At 59.1% G+C, this 19,627-nt stretch carries 13 protein-coding genes; all 13 read right to left on the bottom strand.

All coding sequences use genetic code 11. The features are described from left to right. Nucleotides 1-243: 243 nt before the first annotated feature. Nucleotides 244-2,109, bottom strand: coding sequence for an ABC transporter permease (locus H7B90_RS11710; protein WP_185136056.1), 1,866 nt, complete (start codon nt 2,107-2,109; stop codon nt 244-246). After that, nucleotides 2,084-2,848 (bottom strand): ABC transporter ATP-binding protein, encoded by a 765-nt coding sequence (locus H7B90_RS11705; RefSeq protein WP_281421331.1) that lies wholly within the window; start codon nt 2,846-2,848, stop codon nt 2,084-2,086. Before H7B90_RS11705 ends, H7B90_RS11710 begins: the two co-directional genes overlap by 26 nt. Nucleotides 2,849-2,964: 116 nt before the next feature. Further along, nucleotides 2,965-3,951 carry a sensor histidine kinase gene (locus H7B90_RS11700; RefSeq protein ID WP_185136054.1) on the bottom strand — a complete coding sequence of 329 codons (987 nt, stop codon included), beginning with the start codon at nt 3,949-3,951 and terminating at the stop codon, nt 2,965-2,967. Continuing rightward, nucleotides 3,948-4,655: a response regulator transcription factor gene (locus tag H7B90_RS11695; RefSeq protein WP_185136053.1), complete on the bottom strand. Its 708-nt coding sequence runs from the start codon at nt 4,653-4,655 to the stop codon at nt 3,948-3,950. The genes H7B90_RS11700 and H7B90_RS11695 overlap by 4 nt, the downstream gene beginning before the upstream one ends. 619 nt (nt 4,656-5,274) lie before the next feature. Continuing rightward, complete coding sequence (locus H7B90_RS11690; RefSeq protein ID WP_185136052.1) at nt 5,275-6,888, bottom strand: response regulator; 1,614 nt, start codon at nt 6,886-6,888, stop codon at nt 5,275-5,277. After that, nucleotides 6,863-8,632: a sensor histidine kinase gene (locus tag H7B90_RS11685; protein ID WP_185136051.1), complete on the bottom strand. Its 1,770-nt coding sequence runs from the start codon at nt 8,630-8,632 to the stop codon at nt 6,863-6,865. The genes H7B90_RS11690 and H7B90_RS11685 overlap by 26 nt, the downstream gene beginning before the upstream one ends. A gap of 35 nt (nt 8,633-8,667) precedes the next feature. Further along, nucleotides 8,668-9,588, bottom strand: a complete 921-nt coding sequence (locus H7B90_RS11680) for a carbohydrate ABC transporter permease (RefSeq protein ID WP_185136050.1) — start codon at nt 9,586-9,588, stop codon at nt 8,668-8,670. Between the two features lie 12 nt (nt 9,589-9,600). Beyond that, nucleotides 9,601-10,503 carry an ABC transporter permease gene (locus tag H7B90_RS11675; RefSeq protein ID WP_185136049.1) on the bottom strand — a complete coding sequence of 301 codons (903 nt, stop codon included), beginning with the start codon at nt 10,501-10,503 and terminating at the stop codon, nt 9,601-9,603. A gap of 83 nt (nt 10,504-10,586) precedes the next feature. Beyond that, nucleotides 10,587-12,326: an extracellular solute-binding protein gene (locus H7B90_RS11670; protein WP_260410963.1), complete on the bottom strand. Its 1,740-nt coding sequence runs from the start codon at nt 12,324-12,326 to the stop codon at nt 10,587-10,589. Between the two features lie 162 nt (nt 12,327-12,488). Further along, the gene (locus H7B90_RS11665; RefSeq protein WP_185136048.1) at nt 12,489-13,904 is read right to left on the bottom strand and encodes a family 43 glycosylhydrolase; all 1,416 of its coding nucleotides are present in this window, start codon (nt 13,902-13,904) and stop codon (nt 12,489-12,491) included. Further along, entirely contained in the window at nt 13,901-16,108 is a 2,208-nt protein-coding gene (locus H7B90_RS11660; protein WP_185136047.1) for a glycoside hydrolase family protein, read from the bottom strand. The genes H7B90_RS11665 and H7B90_RS11660 overlap by 4 nt, the downstream gene beginning before the upstream one ends. 21 nt (nt 16,109-16,129) lie before the next feature. Next, nucleotides 16,130-17,674, bottom strand: coding sequence for a carboxylesterase/lipase family protein (locus H7B90_RS11655; RefSeq protein WP_185136046.1), 1,545 nt, complete (start codon nt 17,672-17,674; stop codon nt 16,130-16,132). Between the two features lie 108 nt (nt 17,675-17,782). After that, nucleotides 17,783-19,585: a type 2 periplasmic-binding domain-containing protein gene (locus H7B90_RS11650; RefSeq protein WP_185136045.1), complete on the bottom strand. Its 1,803-nt coding sequence runs from the start codon at nt 19,583-19,585 to the stop codon at nt 17,783-17,785. Nucleotides 19,586-19,627: the final 42 nt, after the last annotated feature.

The following is a 19,627-nucleotide window of genomic DNA, read 5'->3' as shown; positions in this document are numbered from 1 at the left end:
GAGACTTCTTTTCACGCTAAATCATGTACCGGCCTTGATGCGCTCGCATTTTGTATGATTTATCACACAATTCCCCCCCAATAGCCGCATGCATGCCCTATTTTGTACGATTTTTCGAACAACCTCCTTGCATCGGACGGCAATTTACGCGATTTGAACGATTTTTCGTACAAAGTACGCGATCTGAACGATTACTCGTACAAAGTCCAAGGGTCAGACGAACCAAGCCGACAGAGAAGGAGCCTAAGCGACGACCTGCTTCACGTACTTCGCCCGGATGAACAGGAAGTAGACGAGTTGGATGGCCATGAACGTGCCCAGCACCGACAGCGACGTCGTCATGAGCGATTGGTAGAACATGTTCTGCATCGCCGTCAGAGCGACGACCCCGTGAACGAACGCGACGACGATCGGCACGAAGAACAAGATCGCCAGCTGTCTCGTTACGATGCTCTTCAGCTCCCGGTCGGTCAGCCCCAGCTTCATGATCGCCTTGAACTTCACCCGGTCGTCCGGCAAATCCGCATACAGGCGGAAGTACAGGAAGCTGCCCGAAGCGACGAAGAAGACGGCTCCGATGAACAAACCGATAAACAGAACGATGCCAAACATCTGATTCACGACCGCCAATTCGTAGGCGACGGAGAAAAATAGGCTGTTCTCGCTATCCAACTTCTCGTCCAGCTCCTTGCCCAAAGCCTTCGTGCTCTTCCAATCGGGAACGTCGAACAAGGAATAGGTCTCCGCCGAATCGCGATCCAGGCGATCGTACAGCTTGTCGGACACGAGGTAATAGGTGGTGAACAACGGCAGCGCGGACGAGGACCGCATGCTCGCCGGCTTGAGCTCGATGCCGTTCGCGAGAACGGCCGTCTCCAACGCGGGCTTCTTGCCCCTCATCGAGTTATCGTAATAAATCATCGCCGTCTCGTCGCCCTTCAGCGCGACGGGCTTCTCGCCGATCGCTTCCGCCGCCGCATTGAACTCCGACGCCTTGACCGCGTAGGCGAGCGAGTTCGAATCCTTCATCTTCATCTCCGCCAGCTCGGCCGTGAATTTGCGGTATTCGAACCCTTCCTTCTTCAAGGAGCTCTCGATGATCGCGACGTCCTTCTTCGCTTGCTCCTCCCCTCCGGCGTACTGCTTGTATTGGAAGGCGAACGGATTCTGGCTTAGGATCGCATTCGTATTCATCTCCTTGAAGCCGACCAGCGAACCGATCGCCGAGAAGGCGACGGTAGACAGAATGGCGACCATGAAAAACGTTCTGGCGTTGTCCTTCATCCGATAGGCGAGGTCGGACAGGAACAGCATGTTCGTCTTGCGCCAGAAGAACGAACGGTTGTCGCGGCTTCGGCGAATGACGTATACGCTAAGCTGCGTGAACAGGAAGTACGTGCCGACGATGACCATCAGCGTTACGGGAATCATGGCTACGAATACGGCGATTCCCTTGACCAGCAGCGCGATGGCGTAACCCGCCCCGAGCAAGAGGACGGCGAAGAGGCTCAGAAGACGGGAAGACTTCGGTTCCTTCTTCGGCATGGAGCTGCCCTTGATCAGATCGATCAGCTTGTTGCCCCGCAGGATCGCCACCGTGAACATCGAGATGACGACGAACAGCACGAGGAACGCGGCGAACGTGAGCCCGATCGCCTCCAGGGGCCAGTAGAACGGCAGAGACTCGTCCAATCCGAGCAGATTCTCCGCGGACAGCAGCATCAGCTTGGCCATGACGAGCCCGAGCCCGATTCCGGCGACCGTCGCGCCGAAGCCGATCAGCACGTTCTCCAGGAACACCATCCAGCGCAGCTGTCCGTTGGACATGCCGAGCATGACCATCAAGCCGAATTCCTTCTTCCTCGTCTTCAGGAACGCGCTCATCGAATACAGCACGAAGAAAAACGAGAACGCGTAAATCAGGCTCTCGGCGAAATGCATCGCGACCGACACTTTGCCGTTGACGGAACCGCCGGACATGTCCGGGTGGAAGGCGAATACGGCATAGACGAAAAAAGCCATGACGGAAAAGGCGCTGCTCAGAAAATAGGCGGCGTACGTGCGTTTGTTGCGCAGGACGTTGTTAAACGCGAATTGTCGAAAGGTCATGCGCGTTCCCTCCCAGCAGCGACAGCACGTCGATGATTTTCTGGAAGAACGCCTGTCGGCTCTCCCCGCAGTGGATCTCGTTAAACAGCTGCCCGTCCTTGATGAAGACGACCCGATGGCAGTAGCTCGCCGCCACCGCGTCGTGGGTAACGAGCATCATCGCCGTCCGTTCGGAGCGGTTGATCGCGGTCAGGATCTCCATGACGTCCTTCGCCGCCTTGGAATCGAGGTTGCCCGTCGGCTCGTCCGCGAACAGGAACTTCGGGGAATGGATCATCGCCCGCGCGATCGCGGTCCGCTGCGCTTGTCCGCCCGATATCTCGTACGTGCGCTTCTTCAGGATCGATTGAATGCCCAGCTTGCCGGCGATGGCCGCGACCTTCTCCTCCATCGTCTTGACCTTCTCCCCCTCCAGGGTGAGCGGAAGGACGATGTTCTCCTCCACGGTCAGCGTGTTCAGCAGGTTGAAATCCTGGAAGACGAAGCCGAGCTCCTTCCGGCGGAATCGCGCGAGCTCGCTCTTCGACAGCTTGTGCGGGTTTTTGCCGTTCAGCAGCACCTCCCCCGTCGTCGGCGCGTCGATGGCCGCGACCAGGTTCAGCAAGGTCGTCTTGCCGCTGCCCGAAGGCCCCATGATGCCCACGAATTCCCCTTCGTCGATCGTCAGGTTGATATCGGTCAAAGCGCGGGAAGGCACCTTGCCTCCGTAGATTTTGTTTAATTGGCGAACGCTCAGCATTTCCATACCTCTGCTCCTCTCCTCCGTGCGGAACCGCGTTAGTCCCGCGATACGATTCTTATTGTAACGGGAGCGAGGGATTCGTCCTATCGATTTACCTTTCAGTTACCTTACATCTATGTAAGGTACGAGGAGAACGAGATGCGAACGACGGTGCCGACGCCGACCTCCGACTCGAGTTCGATCCGGTGTCCCAGTCTTTCCGCGATCTCCTTGGCGAAATAAAGGCCCATGCCGGTCGATTCCCGATACTTGCGGCCGTTATCCCCGGTATAGAACGGTTGGAATACGCGCTTGCGGTCGGCCGGCGGGATGCCGATGCCCCGGTCGCGGATCTCGAGCACCGCTTCCCCGTCTTCTACGCGGGTCGAGAAGGTAACCTTCTGTCCGGAATCCGCCGAATATTTGACCGCATTCGTGACGAGCTGGCCGATCAGGAAGCCGAGCCACTTCGCGTCGCTCTCGACCGTCAAGCCCGGGTCGACCTTCATCTCGGGATACACCTTGCTGCCGATAAAAAGCCGTTTGTTCTCGTGCACGGCATTCTCCGCGACCGTTCTCAGCGACACCGGCTCGACTTGGAAGTCGCGATCGAACGTCTCCAGCCGCGCGGCGTAAAGAACCGTCTCCAGCCCCTTCTCCATCCGATCCGTCTCTTCGAGCACGCTGACGGATTTGGCATCGTCCTGGTCTTCCAACGTCAGGCGAATGACGGACAGGGGCGTCTTCATCTGGTGGACCCATTGGTTCATGAACGTCAGATGATCGTTGCGGGACTTCTCGGCGGCCTTCAGCTTCGTCTGGTAGTGCGCGTACTGGGTCTCGAGCAGGCGGTCGAGCGCGGCCGGCAGCGGAGCGGAATCCCCGCCTCGCAGCGAGTCGTCCAACGACTCGAGCGGCTCGGACAGCCGCAGGTACAGCGATCGATGCGTATAAAACCGGTAAACCAGATAACCGCCTACGAATACGATGCCCAGGAATACGGAATAAAGCCCGGTCCACAAGTCGCGGTATCCGTCCAGCCAATAGACGAGCAGCACGACGAACAGCTGGACGATCTCCAGGACGACGAGCGGCAGGTGATCGCGCAGGAACAGCTTCACCTCGGCATATCCTCCTCCCAGGAAGGCATTAGCCGGTAGCCGGATCCGCGAACCGTCTCCAGCCCGTTCTCGACGCCCAGCTCCTGCAGCTTCTTGCGCAAGCGCGTGATGTTGACGTTCAGCGTATTCTCGTCGACGAACGTCTGGTCGTCCCAGAGCTTCTCGAGCAGCAGCTCTCGGCTGGCAACCCGCGGCGACTGGAGAATCAGCGATTCCAGCAGCACGGCCTCCTTCTTCGTGAGCCCCACGACCGCCCCTCCGAGCTCCGTCTCCAGCCTCTCGGGATACAGGCGCAAACCCGCCAGCTGAACGATGCGTTCGTCCGCCGGCTCCGCGTATTCGCCGTCGACCCGTCGGAGCTGGCTGCGGATCTTCGCCATGACGACCGCCATATGGAACGGTTTGGTAATGTAATCGTCCCCGCCGTATTCCAGCGCCATCACTTGATCCATCTCTCCCGCCCGCGCGGAGATGAACAGGATCCGGCACTTGGATACGGTTCGGATCTGCCTGCACCAGTAGAAGCCGTCGTATCTCGGCAGGTTGACGTCCATCAGGACGAGCTGGGGGTCGTACGCCTTGAAGAAATCGAGCACGCGGTCGAAATCCCGCACGACGCCGGTCTCGTAACCGTCCTTCTCGATATTCGCCCTCAGCAGCTCCGCCAGCTTGGGGTCGTCCTCGCAAATCATAATTCGATGCAATCCAAGTCTCCTCTCCGCCGTTAAAGGCGCGATGCCCGACGCAAGTTCTTCTATTCTTATACCATGAAGACGGAAGAAACGCGAAGGAAGAAAGGCGGCGTCCGTATGCGAGAGCGGTCGTTGCGGTTATAAGGGAATGCGAGACATGCGGCAATCGGCTCATGTGGGCAGGCGTGGATTATCGCTTCATATGTGTGTATGCACTGGCAGTACGTTTACACTCGCCATACCTTAGCAGGGTGACAAACGATCACAATTCACTTCGGGGCGGTGAGACTATGGGCTATGGAGTTGGCGGCGTAGGAGGCTATGGCGGTTACGGAATGGGAGCCGCAGCCTTCGCGCTTGTTCTGTTCATTTTGTTGGTCATCATCTTGCGCGCCGGTGCCGGGATTTACTAAGATCGCAAACGCAAAACCCCGTCAATCTTAAGAAGACTGACGGGGTTTTTGCGCAGACATCCTGACTTGAGGTGATTCTCGGTGGGCATTTCCGTTACGGCCTTAATCGTGCTTGTGATTTTTATTATCCTTGTCTTTATCCTTATAGGCAGCGCTATTTCGGGGATGGCCTATCGTAGAAAAGGACGAGATCGGAACGGCGAGCGCGGCTGCGCCCGTTACATTCGGGAAGCGTCCCGGTATTCCTGGGGCGTTACGCCCGTCGCCTTTTTGAAGAAGCGGGTGAACGACTGGGAAGCCTCGTAGCCGACCCGCAGGCCGATCTCATGCACCTTCAGCTCGTCGTTCCTTAGAAGCTCCTTCGCCCGCTCGATTCGGGCGGATTCGATATAGTCGGACAGGTTGACGCCGCTCTCTTGCTTGAAGAGCCGCGATAAATACGACGGGTTAAAGTGGATATAGCCGGCAAGACGGACCAACGACAGATCCTCGGCCAGATGCTCTTCGATATAAGCGCGAACCTTCGCGATCGCTTCGGCCGCGCGATTCCGTTCGCCGGAAGTCCTCAGCTCGAAGAGGGTCTCCGCCGTCGATCGGAGGAACTCGAACGCCTCCTCCCAGGACGGGAACTCGTCTCTCCGCATCAGGGCCGGGACGCCGGCCACTTGATCCTCCAGCTCCCACCGGTTGATGTAGGATAACAGGACTAGCGAGATCGTATAATACAGCTCCAGCAGGTACGGCGCTCCGCCATTCCGCTCCGACTCGGTCAGCTCTTCGAACAGGAGGAGGAATTCGTCGCGCCTGCCGGATTCGAGATGCGCGGATAACGCGTCCATCTTGTCCCGCGGCGAACCCTCTTTCGTACAGCACGTCGCTTCCAGGTTCACGGTCTGCACCATATGGGCGCCGTCTCCGATCCGAAGCTGCCGCTGCCGCCTGATCTTGTCGTAGGACGAAGACAGCTTCCGCCACTCGCAAGGCCGGTCTCCCAGCGTGACGGCGAAGGCGAGGCCGAGACTCTCCTGGCACGCTTGCTGGATCAGTTCGAACTGGCCCTCCAAATACGGGAGAACGGGCGAGCCGGCTGCCGCTTCGTTCCCATCCCCCTCGGCGGACGGCTGGATGAACCAGACCGGATCCCCGAATCGGTCGATCATGCCGAGACTTAGGGACTGGCCGGACAGGAAGCTCTCGGCCAGCAGCGTCACGGCCAGAGCCGACTCCTGCCGATTGGCGTAGGACGACGAGGCGGACGAGGCCCGGGACAGGTCTCCTTGCGCGATGTAGACCGGCTTCTCGGCATCGAGCGGGATGTTCAGCTTGCGGAAGTCCTCTCCCAGGGTCGGCGCCGGCTTCGCGCCGTGCAGCAGATGGCGGAAGTACTCTCCGCGGGCCAGCACCTCCAGCGTGTTCAGCTTCTCCTGCGCCTGCCGGACCAGCTCGCTGCGGCGAAGGCTGTCGTCGAGCTCCTTCACCGCTTCGCGGACGGCTTGAATCACCTTCGGGTACCCTTCGCTCTTGAGCAGGTATTGAACGCCGGGCGTCTGAATCGCCTGATAAACGGAATCGAAGTCGCTGTAGCCGGTCAGGAAGATGACCCGGCAATGCGGCCAATTCCGCTTGAGGATGGACAGGAGCTGCATCCCGTCGATCCCGGGCATCCGAATGTCGGACAGGACGATGTCGACGCGGGTTCGATGCAGCCAGCCCAGCGCTTCCTTGCCGGAATAGGCCTTGCACAGGTCCAATCCCATGTCGCATCCGGCCAACGTCTCGTACAAGCCGTCGGTTATCATCTCTTCATCATCCACGATCAGCAATCGGTACATCGGCTTGCCCCTCCCATGGAAAGTGAAGCGTCACTTGAAGTCCGCCCAGCTCGCTGCGGGCGACCCGGACTCCGCCCTTCTCGCCGAACGTTATCGTCAAGCGGCGATGGATATTGACCATCCCCGTCGTCTCCGCGTATTCATCCCGGTTCGCCAGAGCCCTCGACAGCTCGCTTAGCTTCTCTTCCGTCAAGTCTTCGCCGTTGTCCTCGACGACGATGCGGAATTCGCCGTCCCCGATCTCGAAGCGAACGACGATCCGACCGTCTTCCTCCTTGCGCTCCAGGCTGTGCTCGAAGGCGTTCTCAATAATCGGCTGCACGATCAGCCGGGGCACCTTCGCCTGCGCGGCTTCCTCCGGGAGATCCTCGAAGCGCGCCCGAACGCGCCGCGAGAAGCGGAGCAGCTGAATGTCCGTGTACGTGCGGGCGTGCTGGATCTCCTGCTCGAGCGGAATTTCGTCGGAGGCGCTGCGGGTGACGAAGCGGAAGTATTCGCCGAGCTGGATCGCGAATTGCTCGACGCGCTCCGCATCTCCCCTTCGGGCCATCGTGCTGAGCATAAACAAGCTGTTGAATAGAAAATGAGGATTGATCTGCGATTGAAGCTGCTTCAGCTCCGCCCGCTGAGCCAACAGCTTCTGCCGGTAGGCCTGGTCGATCAGCGAACGAAGGTTCGCGACCATCTGATTGAAGCGGCTGTACAAATAGCCGAATTCGTCCTTGGACGCGTGCGTGATGACCTGATCCAGATCGCCGATCTCCACCCGGCGGAAGCTCTTCACGAGCCGAAGCAGCGGCTTGTGGATGAATTTATACGTCGACATCGCGTACAAGGCGACGATCACGAGAGCCGCCGCCGCGAACAGCCAAGCCCAGGTATAGAACTTGTCGAGCGGCTTGCGGATAACTTCGGACGGAATGAACCGGTAGATGGCCATATTCAGCTTGTCCGAACCGGCGTATACGGTATAATACCGATGCCCGCCGAACTCGCGGGCTTGATCGTAGTCTTCGGCGGTCCGCGTCCCCCTGATGTACGAGGAGGCTTCCGTCAGGAAGGAGGCGACGGACCCGCTCGCAAGCCGGATGCCGCCGGTCTCCGAGACGAGAAGAGTCCCGCTTCCGGCATACGTATTGAATTGGGCCAGCGCTTCCCTCAGCTTCTGCTGGTCCAGCTCGATCTCGACGACGAATAACGGCTGCCCCTTCGGACGGCCGCTCGGCTTCGCCGCGCTGAGGTACAGCCCGCTCCTCCACTCGATGATTCGGGTCTTCCGGCTTCCGTAGACGGAGCGAATGGCCTCGTAACGTTCCTCGTCGAGAGGATTGACGCCGTCCACGGACGAGATGGAGCGCCCGATCGGATGAATGTAGACGCTTACTTCTTTGATGTACATGCTGCTGTTCTGGACGAGATACAGACGATTGCGCAGCGAATTGATCCGGTCGGTCTTCTCGATGACCCCCATCCGATTCCAGAGGAGCGTCAGCTTGTTCAGGTCTTCGTCTTCGAGCAGGCCGAATTGCAGCAGCTTGATTCTCTCGATCTCGTTCTCGAGATCGGTCAGATAGAATGCCGTCTGGGAGGCCGCCGTCTTGGCGATATCCTCTCTCGCCGTGTGAACCGACCATTGGTAGAGGTACACTCCCAGAACGATCAAGGGCATCAAAATAAGCAGAAACGTAAAGATCAAGCGGAGGAATAAGGTTCTGCGGAAAGAGAACATCGGCGTATTGAACATGGTCCGCCTCCAACGTTAAATCGTTCCCTTTGATCCTATCCCTTCACGCTTCCGAGCACAATGCCTTTCACGAAGTATTTCTGCAGGAACGGATAGGCCGCGATAATCGGCAGCGACCCCAGGAAGATCTGCGAAGCCTTGAGGGTGCGATCCGAGATCTGCGCCAGATTCAGAACGTCGTCGTACGAGACGTTGGACAGGTTCTGCTGAATGACGATCGTCTGAATGTAGCTCTGCAGCGGATAATGCGTCGGATCGCCCATGATGAGCAAGCCGTCGAACCAGCTGTTCCAATGCTCGACCATCGAGAACAGCGCCAGCGTCGCGATCGCGGGCTTGGAGATCGGCACGAAGATCGTCCACAGCGTCCGCCAGTGTCCGGCCCCGTCGATGAGCGCGGCCTCCTCCAGCTCCTTGGGAATCTCCCGGAAGAAGTTAAGCAGCAGGATGACGCTGAAGACGGGCACCGCGCCGGGAAGCACGAGACCCCAGATCGTATCCAGCAGATGGAACTCCTTCAACGTCGAATACCAGGGGATCAGCCCGCCGTTGAAGAGCATCGTCATGAAGAAGATCCACGCGTAAACCATGCGCATCCGGAAGGCCGTCGTCTCCTTCGACAACGGGTAAGCGACCAGAATCGTCATCAGCAGATTGAGCGGCGTCCCGATTCCGATTCGCTCGACGGAGACGAGCATCGCCTTCCAGAAGGCCGCCCTGCCCGCCGTGAAGGAATACGAGGCCATCGTGAAGTCGACCGGCCAGAGACGGACGCGGCCCGCCGAGGCGGCCGCGCTGGAGCTGAAGGAGAGCGCGATGATATGAATAAGCGGAAGAATGCATAAGAGCGAGATGAATATAAGAAGCACCGCGTTCAGGACGGGAAACCAATCCCTCCGGCTCTTGCGATTGGCCGGGATGCCGCCTGTCCGGTTGCTCGTCGCGGTCTGCGCCATCCGCATCCCCTCCTAGAAAATTCGATATTTGGCAAAGCGATAAGCGAAGAAATAAGATCCGGAGATCAGGATGAGCGAGACGATCGATTTGAACAAGCCGACGGCCGTCGCTACGCCGTACTGGGCGTCCAGCAAGCCGATCCGGTACACGAACGTATCGAGGATGTCGCCGCTCTCATAAACCTGCGGACTGTACAGGTTGAACACTTGATCGAACCCGGCATTGAGCAGCTGCCCCAGGCTAAGCACCGACAGGAGCACGATGACCATGCGCATGCCCGGAATCGTAATATGCCAGATTTTCCGCCAGCGGTTCGCCCCGTCGATCGTCGCGGCCTCGTACAGGCCGGGGTCGATCCCCGTGATGGCGGCCAGGTAAACGATCGTTCCGTAGCCGAAGTTCTTCCAGATGTCCGATACGATCAGCGTGGACGGGAACCAATGATTGCTTCCCAGGAAGAAGATCGGATCGAGCCCGAACGACTTGATCAGAGCGTTGACGATGCCCTCGGACGGCGACAGAATATCGATCAGAATGCCGCCGAGGACGACCCAGGACAGGAAGTAGGGCAGATAGATCGCCGTCTGGACGGAACGCTTCAGCAGCTGGTTCTTGACTTCGTTCAGCAGCACCGCGACGACGATCGGAACGATCAGCCCCAGAATCAGCTTCAAGCTGGAGATGTAGAGGGTGTTCCATAACACTTGCTTGAAATTCGGCAAATTCATCACATAGTCGAAATTGTCCCAGCCGACCCACTTCTGATTCCCGAACAGCCCTCTGGCGGGAATGAACTTCTGGAAGGCGATCGTGATTCCGGCCATCGGCACGTAGGAAAACAAAAGGATAAGAAGCAGCCCCGGCAAAATCATGACATGTAGCGGGAGCTCTCTTCGCCATTTTCCGATCTTCATGGGTTCCCTCCCGTCTGCGGAATGAAAGAAGCAGAGGCGGGAAGACAGCCCCGTCCTCTGCCGGTTATTCCATCTTGAGGCGCTTACTTCTTCATGGAGGCGTAATAGTCGTTGACTTCCTTCGTAATCTGCTCGCCGCCGAGCTTGTTCCAATCCAACACGAACTTGTCGAATTCTTCGATCGGGGCGCCCAGGATGATCTTGACGAACACCTCGTTCTGCATCTTCTCCAGCGTCGATTGCCGTTCGACCATCGTCGCCGTAGGAGCTCCTACGAACTTATCGAACAGGAACTGATTGTTCTTGTCGTATTGATCGACGACGCCTTCCGCCCCTTCGGGGCCGTAGATGCGTTCCCAGCCCCACAGCGCGAAGCCGTCCTTCGAGCCCGACGCGAACGCATCCAGCTTCTGTTGAACCGCCTTCGCTTCGCCCGTCAGCTTCGACTTGTCGCCCGTCTTGCGCACTTCCTCCAGCGTCCGGAACAGCTCCAGGTTCTTCTTGGGAGGCGCCGGCTGGACCGTCGACAGCTGCCATACGCTCTCCGCATCCGGCGGCGCGTAGTAGTACTCGTTCTCCTGCGTCTCTCCCCAGTTCTTCTCGACGTGCATGTTGAACAGCTTGATGACGGCCTCCGGGTGAGCGGCCCCCTTGCGCACCGCGAAGAACTTCGTCGTGCTGAACTTCAGCGGGATCTTCGCGGGATCGCCGGACTCCGATACGATCGGGAAGGCGCGCCACTGCGCGTTCGGATCGTTGTTCTTATTCAGCTGCAGCGGCCAGATGGAATTCCATTGCTGACCGTACTCCATGCCGATCTTGCCGTTCGCGATGACCTCGGAGATTTTGCTGCCGTCCTTGACGCCGAACTCCTTGTCCAGCTCTCCGTTCTTGTACATCGCCTGCAAGGCTTGAAGCGCCTTCTTCATCTCCGGCTGAACGCTGCCGTACGTCAGCTTGCCCGACGAATCCTCGAGCCAGATGTTCGGGTAGGCTCCGTAGCCGGCCATAAACCCTTCCAGCCCCATGGCTCCGCCCCACAAGTCCTTCGTGATGGCGAGACCGAAGGTGTCCTTCTTGCTGTTGCCGTCCGGATCCCGCTCGGCGAACGCCTTGGAGATCGCGAGGACGTCGTTCATCGTCTTCGGCGGCTGAAGGCCCAACTTGTCCAGCCAATCCGTGCGGATCCAGACGAACTGCGCTTGCTCGATCGACGAGCCCGTCTGCGGAATGGCCATCAGCTTGCCGTCGAACGTCGCGGCGTCGAACGGCCCGGAGCCTTCCTCGGAGAGGATCTTCTTGAGCAGCGGGGACGCGTATTGCTCGTACAAGTTCGTCATGTCCTCGATCTGATCCGAATCGGCGAGCTGCTTCAATTGGGTGGCGTTGACCGGAATGACGTCCGGCAGGTCGCCCGAAGCCAGCGTCACGTTCATCTTCTGCAAGTATTGATCCGAGTTCTCGTCGCCCTTCATCACCCAGTTGTACTTCATCTTGATGCCCAGCTTGTCTTCGTACAGCCGGGACCACCGGTTATCCTCGAGCGTCTCGTCCTTCAGAACGCCCAGGACGTTATTCTCGACGACGTCGCTCAGGTTGCGAACGGTCGTAATCTCGATCGGCGGATCGTACTTGCCGAACGGATCCGCCGCGGCTCCCGCCGCGCTGCCGCTTCCGGACGGACTCGCGGCCGACTCGGTCGCGGGCGCGTCCCCGTTCTTGCCGTTGCCGCCGGCATTGTTGCCGCTGCAGGCCGCGAGGGCCGCCGTGAGCATCATCACCGTGCCCAATGCCAGAATCGAACGAGCTTTGCCTGGATTCATGGCCATCCCCCTTCTCTCTGTTCATTCGTTTTGGTTACGCTCTCATTATAGGCAGGCCGGAAATGGTCGAACAACGTTCATCTTTTTACTTGCTTCACCATCGTTGACAAAATTGTAAGCGCTACAATGAGGGGCAGACCAAGAGCAACCAAGAGCCTGCCGCTATTCCAACGCGAACGAGGCCAGGCTGGCTCCTCCCGTGCCCGTATACGTCAAGTACAGCGCCTGAACGCCGTCCGGAATGGCGATATCCGCGGAATATTCCGTCCATACGTTCGTGAAGTCGACCGGAATCCGGCCGAGAGCGGGACCGTCCCAAGACGTCTTGACCTCGAAGGCGCCGCGGCAATACCCGCGCACCTTGATCTTGACCCGGCGAATCCCTTCGCAGCGGAGATACTTGAAGCCGGCCGTGGCGGAGTCTCTCATATTGGCGATATAGCCGACCTCCTCGTCCCCGTCCTTGCCGTCCTGCGTGATCTTCGGGAAGCGGCTGTCCATCCATTCCCCCGGGGCGCCCGTATACAGCGACTCGTCCCGGCAGAACAGATGGCAGGCCAGGTACGCGGGATATTCCCCTCGTCCTTCCAAAGGGCCTCCGTTCGGGCCGCACGAGGTCATCTCCGCCTGGACGATCGTGCCGTCCTCCCGGAATTCGATCGGCTCCATGCATCCCTGCCGGCTGAAATTCGTTCCGTTCGTATGCCGGTGATAGAAAACATACCATTGTCCATTCAGCTCCGCGATGCTGCCGTGGTTATTGCCGCCGTAATACATCGGCTTGTTCGCCGGCTTGTAGGAATCGATATGAAGATCGTTGTTGCTGATAATGACGCCTTGATAGACGAAGTCCCGGGTCGGAGACCGGCTGGTCGCGTAGCACAGCTCGTGCATGACGACGGACGAGTATATGAAATAATAAGTATCGCCTATTTTCCTAATGGATGGAGCCTCGAAAAAGGCGTGTCCCTCATAGCCGCTCCCCTGGCTATAAGGCTCGCTGGGCGCGACGAATACCGGCTCTTCCGCGATCGTGAGCATATCCGGGCCGAGCACCGTCGCCATGGCTCCGTGCCTGGACCGGTCCCCCGGCGCGCAGAAGCCCGTGTACAGATACGTCCGCTCGCCCTCCGTCAACACCCCGGGATCGAATTGGGGCTCGTCGCCTTCCCTCTCGCCCAGACGCGTGCCGTCGGCATACCGGACGTAGCCGTAAAACTCATACTTGCCGGCCGGCGTATCGCAGACCGCTACCGAGACGACGGACACTTTGTCCAGCACGTAGTAGAGGTAATACCGCCCGTCGGGTCCGACCGTGACGTCCGGCGCATAGAGACACATTCTCCCGTCCGGGTTCAGCGGATCGTCCGTCTTCTCGTAAATCACGCCTTCATAGCGCCAATCGCGCGGATCGTCGGCGGGCGCCGACCAGCAGACGTAATCGTTCAGGCAATACGCATGTCCGTTAAACCGGTCGTGCGAGCCGTAGACGTACACTCTGCCGTTAAATACATGAGGTTCGCCGTCGGGGATGTATTCCCACGACGGAAGATATGGATTCAGTCCTTGTGTTCTCACTTGCTCAACGCTCCTCTTCCGAACGAATCGTAGATGCGGTTCCTCCTGGCCCTCTCGTCCGGATCGAGCTTCTGCGCATCCGCGATCTCGTAGACGCCGAAGGTGTCATACAGCCTCGAAGAAGGATCGACTTCCACATAGGTGCACCAGGGGAGCCAGTGGTAGTGGCTCTGCAGCGTTTGACTCGCGAAGTCGCCGCTCTCGTGTCCGAGACCGGGCATGACGTAGCCGATGCTGCCGTCCGCGTCGGTGGACTGCCGGGTGTTCTTATGAATGAACTCGGCGAAGTCGAGATAGTGCTCGTCGCCCGTCAGGAGGTAGAGCCTGTAGTACGTATAGGAGCAAGCCGCCATATAGACGTCGGCGCCGCCTCCGATCGTAATGATGCTCTGACCGCTGATGGAGAATGGGTTGAACGGATGCTTCGGCCAGAGGGTACGCACCGGGAACGTCCAGGCATAGGTCCACGTCTCGGTATAGTCGGCGGCCCCGGTCGCCCCTTCGAGCCATCTCTCCTCGCCGGTCAGGTCGTACAAGGCCAGGAATCCGAACAGAGCGTAGATGCCGGCCTCTTTGTCCTGAATGTCCAAATTGTCGCAGGTGCCGCCCCGATACTCGAGGTTGCGGTAGTTGTTCTCGTAAGCCCATTCTCCGGCCTTGATCGCGGCAGCTCTGTATCTCTCGTCGCCGGCAACCAAGTAGAATTGAACCAGGAACCGGATGACGCTGGGCGTGTTGGACTTCGAGTCCATGCGAATGGAGCCGTCGGCATTGTACGCGCGATAGAAGCTGCCGTCTTCGTTCTGGACGCGAACGAGCCAATCGGCCGTCCGTCGGCAGAATTCGAGCCAGGCCGGCCGCTCCTCGCCCTTCCTCCGCATATAGAGGCAAGCGTCCAGAATCGCCTCGATGCCGTCGGCCAGCATCCGGATATAATGGGGGTACGGCTCGAATCCTTGGAGGTTGGGGTTATAGCACATCTGCGGCAGGCCGGATTCGGTCATGGCCGTCCGCACCCAGAAATCGATCACGTTCACGCCTTTCTCGAACGCTTCGGGCACGTTCTCCTTGTCGCCGTAGCGAAGCAGCTGATAGCCGATGCCCGGCTGCTGGCCGACGAAGCCGAACTGGAAGGAGACGCAGGAGATATCCATATCGGGCAACTGGCAGGCGAACGGCAATCCGTACGAATCTCCGTACCGGCGCGTGTATCGGGTCAAAATAGCCATGCCGTTGCGGTAATGACGCTCGTTGTCCACTTCGAACAGCTTGTCTCGCAGCCTGGCATACGTCGTCCGCCAGACGTCTCTCATCATCGGCTGGAAGCCGTCGTACTGGCCGAAGAGGATGCCGACGGCGTAATTTTGCTCGAATCCGGCCTGCACGGGATGGTTGATCCGCTGGAACGTTTTCGCTTGCCCGTTGTAGTCGAGTCCCCCGTACCGATTGCTGCCGGGCATCTGCCCGTCGCAGCCCGGGTACACGTAGTCGATGGACAGGCCGTCGATCTCGGCCTCGAACTCCTTGCGCACGGCAAAGCCGTAGTACATGTAGTTGAGCGTCTTGCTCTCCGGCTTGCTCATGCCGATGGCTCCGATCGTACACTTCGGGTCCGCGATATTCTCCGATCTCACGACGTCCGTCGAAGGCAGAGTCGCGTCGGCGGCCCAGCGCGACAGAACGGCCGTCTCTCCCGACCCGAGGTGCCGCATCGCGAACAACGGCAGGGCGTATCGGGTCTCCATCCGCCAGAAATACTCGTTGTTCAGGTCCTTGCCCATCGCGGAATCGGGAGCGAATTCGTTCTGCTTGTACCAAACGCCGGGAGCGAAGATGTCGTAATCGCGAACGTCGTCCGTCTCCGCCATCGTGAAGGAGATCTTCGTGGAGAAGCCGAGATCGTCTCCCGCCTCCAGCACCTTGACGTTCCGGCTCGCCTTGAACCCGGAGCCTGCCGCTTCGTAGATATCCGTGAACGCAAAGACCGAACCCGAAGGCGCCGTTAAGGTGCCTTCGGCGATGATCTTGCCGCCGGATGCCCGGACGCCGGCGTAAGCCTTGTCATAGAATTCGTTGACGGCGAATGCGGTCTTGACCGTCACGAACATCGGCCGCTTGTTGAAGGATAGAAGCCTGTCGCCCTTCCGGACCTCGATGCCGCCGTCGATAAAGCCAAGGGTGTAGTCGCCGCATGTCAGCCTCATGGATCATCTCCCCTTCCTGGTCTATCCTTCCGGGTTCAAGCTCTTCCTCTTGAGATACTGCTTCACGAGGAACTTCATCAGCTCGCTCGGCTGCTCTTCGCGGAACTCCGCCCGATCCGCGAAGAGCATGCCGTACGGCGCCTCCGGCGTATAGGGCTCCCACTTCGGCAGCTCCTCTCCCGTCGAATCCGGCCCGTTCGGATCTCCGGAGCGGATGAAGTTCGCCCAATAGTCGCACATCTGGCGGGCCAGATCGTAATGCTTGCCGACGAACGGCCTCCAGCATTTGGCGAGGGTCTCGAAGAAGAACCAGAGATCGACCGAGTGGAACGTGCCCGGGCGATCCCATCCCGGGATCTCCGCATCGAAATTGTAATAGTACAGAGGAACATGGGCGCCGGTATCGGCGTTGGCCTGCCCGGCGATCCGGATCGCGTATTCGATGCCGCTCGCCGAAGCCTTCTTCACGGCGTCGTCCAAGCTGGCCTCGCCTGACTGCGCGCCGCAGAGCGCGAGGAAGGCTTCGGCATCGTCGCCGAACAGCTCGGCCGCCATGCTCTTGAATTCGTCAAGCGTACCGGCTTCCGGAACGTTGATAAATTCGGAGGACGTATGGCCGAGCAGCACGGGCACCATCCGGCGCTTATTCTCCAGGAACAATTCGAACGCGTCGCCGACGTTGAACTTGCCGTCGACGACGGTGCCCCAGAAGGCGCCGGACTCCAGGTACTTGTCGCGGACGTAGACCGCGTCCAGCTTCCGGGCTTCCGCAAGCGAGGACACGCCGAGCGATTCGAAGAAGCGAACGCCGTCTTGTTCGGCTTCCGCCAACGTGCGCAGGAACCTGGGCGTGCTGTTGCCCGGATAGAGCTTCGCGAACACCCCGCTCTGAACGATCGCTCTGCGGAAGAGCCCCTCGTTCTGAGGCGAAGCGAGCTGGTTCATGACGCTGCCGCCGCCGGCGGATTGTCCGCCGATCGTAATATGGTCCGGATCGCCGCCGAACGCCGCGATATTGCGCTGGACCCATCGCGTCGCGAACTGTTGGTCGAGATGGCCGAAGTTCGCGGGAGCTTCCGGCGATTCGGCCGTAATCTCCGGATGGCACAGGAACCCGAACGCGTTCAGGCGATAGCTGATCGTCACGACCACAATGCCTCTGCGGGCGATGCGTTCGCCGTCGAATTCCATCTCCGCCGGATGGCCGACCTGCAGGCCTCCGCCGAAATACCACACGAACACGGGCAGCTTCTCGTCCGCGCTCTTGGCCGGCGTCCATACGTTCAGATAGAGACAGTCCTCGTCCATGGCGATGTCCGGCTCCACGGCCCATTCCCGGGTGTAGATGTTGTTCACGTCGATCTCTTGCCGGACCTGCATCGGGACCGGCGCGAACTCGAACGCTTGGAGCACGCCTTCCCAATCGCGGGCGGGCTGCGGCGCTCGCCAGCGGTTGTCGCCGACGGGCGGCGCGGCGAACGGAATGCCTTTGAAGCTCGTAATCCGGGGATCGGCCGCCGGCAGTCCCCGCACCGTCCCATTTTCCACCTTCACGGTTCTAAGCATCTTGACGTCTCCCTTCCCTCGCGGCTCGTCTTCCATAAATCGGGAGGGGGAGCTCTATTCGAGCTGTCTCCCCCTCCTTGGCAAACGCGGCTATTCGGTTGAGATGGATTACTTGCCGGCCAACGCTTCCTGGCGCATCTTCACGATCTTCTGGGCCTTCGCCGTATCGGCGGCCACGACGTCCTTCCAGCCGAGACCTTCCACGTCCTTCTGCATCTTCGTCCACAGCTGGTCGAATTCCGCCTGGTTCTTCGCGAAGACCATCTTCCAGGACGTGTTCTTGACGTAGTCCGAGATCTGGCTGCGCTTGTTCTTGATATCCGAAGAATCGGTGCCAAGGCTCGTGTTGATGTTCGGCACGATGTCGATCATGTTGTTCTTCAAGTAGTAGTCCGTCGCGTTCGTCGCGTTAAACGTCTTCTGCCAATCCGTCGTCAGAGCCGTCTTGTTCGCTTCGATCGTCGAGCTCCAGTAGTTGTTGTTGTAGAATTCGCCGGTGTCGGGATCGATGGTGAAGTCGCTCATGATCATGCTGTTGATCTTGCTCTGTCCGTCCTGGTAGCCGCCGCCGCCGTATTCGTCCGGAACGGGCGTATTGTTCTGGAAGGCGGTCTGCCCGACTTCGGTCAGCTTGAACTTGCCGTCGGGCGTCTTCTCGTAGTTGAAGCCTTCAAAGCCGTTCGTGTAGTAGCGCATGCCTTCCGGGGAGACGAGCCAGTCCATGAATTCCATGATGCGGTCGGGATCCTTCGCCTTCGAACCGATCGCGAACACTCTTCCGTTGCCGTAATAAGCGTCGCTGCTCTGGATGATGCGAGTGTCGGCGATCGGAACCGCCACGTTGCCGTCCCCGTTTTTGCCCCTCTCGATGGTGTTGTAGAAGCCTCTCTGCCAGGAGTACCACAGAAGAAGAACCTGCTTGTTGGTCAGCTTCTCGGCGACCTTGTTCCAGTCCTGGGTCGGCGAATCGGGGTCGACCAGGCCCATCTGGTTGGCGTCGAAATAAAACTTCAGAATCTTCTTGTACATGCTGTTGTCGTCGATAATCGGCACGATATCGCCCTTCGCGTTCAACTGGATCGTCGTGGTGCCGTCCGGCTTCTCGTAGCCGTACCAGTTGCTGAGCCAGCGGACGTTCTCCATGGCGCCGGTACCGCCGTCCCAATCCTTCCACAGGGTGATCGGCACGATCGGCTTGCCGTCCGGCGTCTTCGGATACTTGGCCTGCATCTGCTTCAGGACGTTCAGCAGATCGTTCAGGTTGTTCAGCTTGGGAGCTCCGACTCCCTTGTAATAATCCCAAGGCATAATCGGGCTCGAGTAAGGAATCTCTTCCGAGAAGGTCGTCGGCGAGGTATCGGCCTCGAACGTCGGCAAGCCGTAAATTTTGCCTTCCGGATTGACCTTGTCGAAGCCGGCGTTGAACGGCTTGAAGTGATTGTCCACGTATTGGGACAGGTACTTCGTATTTTTGAGCTTATCCGTGAGGTCCATAATGAGCCCGGCCGGAATCAATTCCTCCAACTGGCTGTTGTCGATGATCAGGAGATCCCCCAGATCGCCCGCCGCCGTCCTCGTCTTGTACAGCTGATCGCCGGCCACCTGCGGAGCGAGGATGTTCAACGTAATATTGAACTTATCCTTGACGAGCTTGCCGTACCACCCCGTCTGTTCTCCCTGGTAATTGGCCGCGTTGTCGAACACGGTGATGGTGAGCGGCTTGCTGTGGTCGATCGCGCCGGCGGCTTGAGACGCTCCCGCGCTCGCGCTTGCGCCGGAGCCGGACGGCTCGCCGGATGCCGGAGAATTGTTGGATCCGCTCTGGCAGCCGGACAAGGCGGCCGACGCCAGAATCAGGCCGGCCAACGTGACGGCCGCCGATTTCCTTGCGACTTTCCTGCTTTTGCTCATGTGCTAACCCCCAAATTGGTCAATGTATTATAATGGCGCGGA

This window comes from Cohnella xylanilytica (assembly GCF_014212175.1).
Classification (GTDB): domain Bacteria; phylum Bacillota; class Bacilli; order Paenibacillales; family Paenibacillaceae; genus Cohnella; species Cohnella xylanilytica.
This window is presented reverse-complemented; position numbering and strand designations above follow the sequence as displayed.

Coding starts and splice junctions, on each gene's coding strand:
- H7B90_RS11660 (WP_185136047.1), bottom strand. CDS start 16,108: ATGAGGCTGACATGCGGCGACTACACCCTTGGCTTTATCGACGGCGGC.
- H7B90_RS11650 (WP_185136045.1), bottom strand. CDS start 19,585: ATGAGCAAAAGCAGGAAAGTCGCAAGGAAATCGGCGGCCGTCACGTTG.
- H7B90_RS11655 (WP_185136046.1), bottom strand. CDS start 17,674: ATGCTTAGAACCGTGAAGGTGGAAAATGGGACGGTGCGGGGACTGCCG.
- H7B90_RS11710 (WP_185136056.1), bottom strand. CDS start 2,109: ATGACCTTTCGACAATTCGCGTTTAACAACGTCCTGCGCAACAAACGC.
- H7B90_RS11675 (WP_185136049.1), bottom strand. CDS start 10,503: ATGAAGATCGGAAAATGGCGAAGAGAGCTCCCGCTACATGTCATGATT.
- H7B90_RS11705 (WP_281421331.1), bottom strand. CDS start 2,848: ATGCTGAGCGTTCGCCAATTAAACAAAATCTACGGAGGCAAGGTGCCT.
- H7B90_RS11690 (WP_185136052.1), bottom strand. CDS start 6,888: ATGTACCGATTGCTGATCGTGGATGATGAAGAGATGATAACCGACGGC.
- H7B90_RS11685 (WP_185136051.1), bottom strand. CDS start 8,632: ATGTTCAATACGCCGATGTTCTCTTTCCGCAGAACCTTATTCCTCCGC.
- H7B90_RS11670 (WP_260410963.1), bottom strand. CDS start 12,326: ATGAATCCAGGCAAAGCTCGTTCGATTCTGGCATTGGGCACGGTGATG.
- H7B90_RS11680 (WP_185136050.1), bottom strand. CDS start 9,588: ATGGCGCAGACCGCGACGAGCAACCGGACAGGCGGCATCCCGGCCAAT.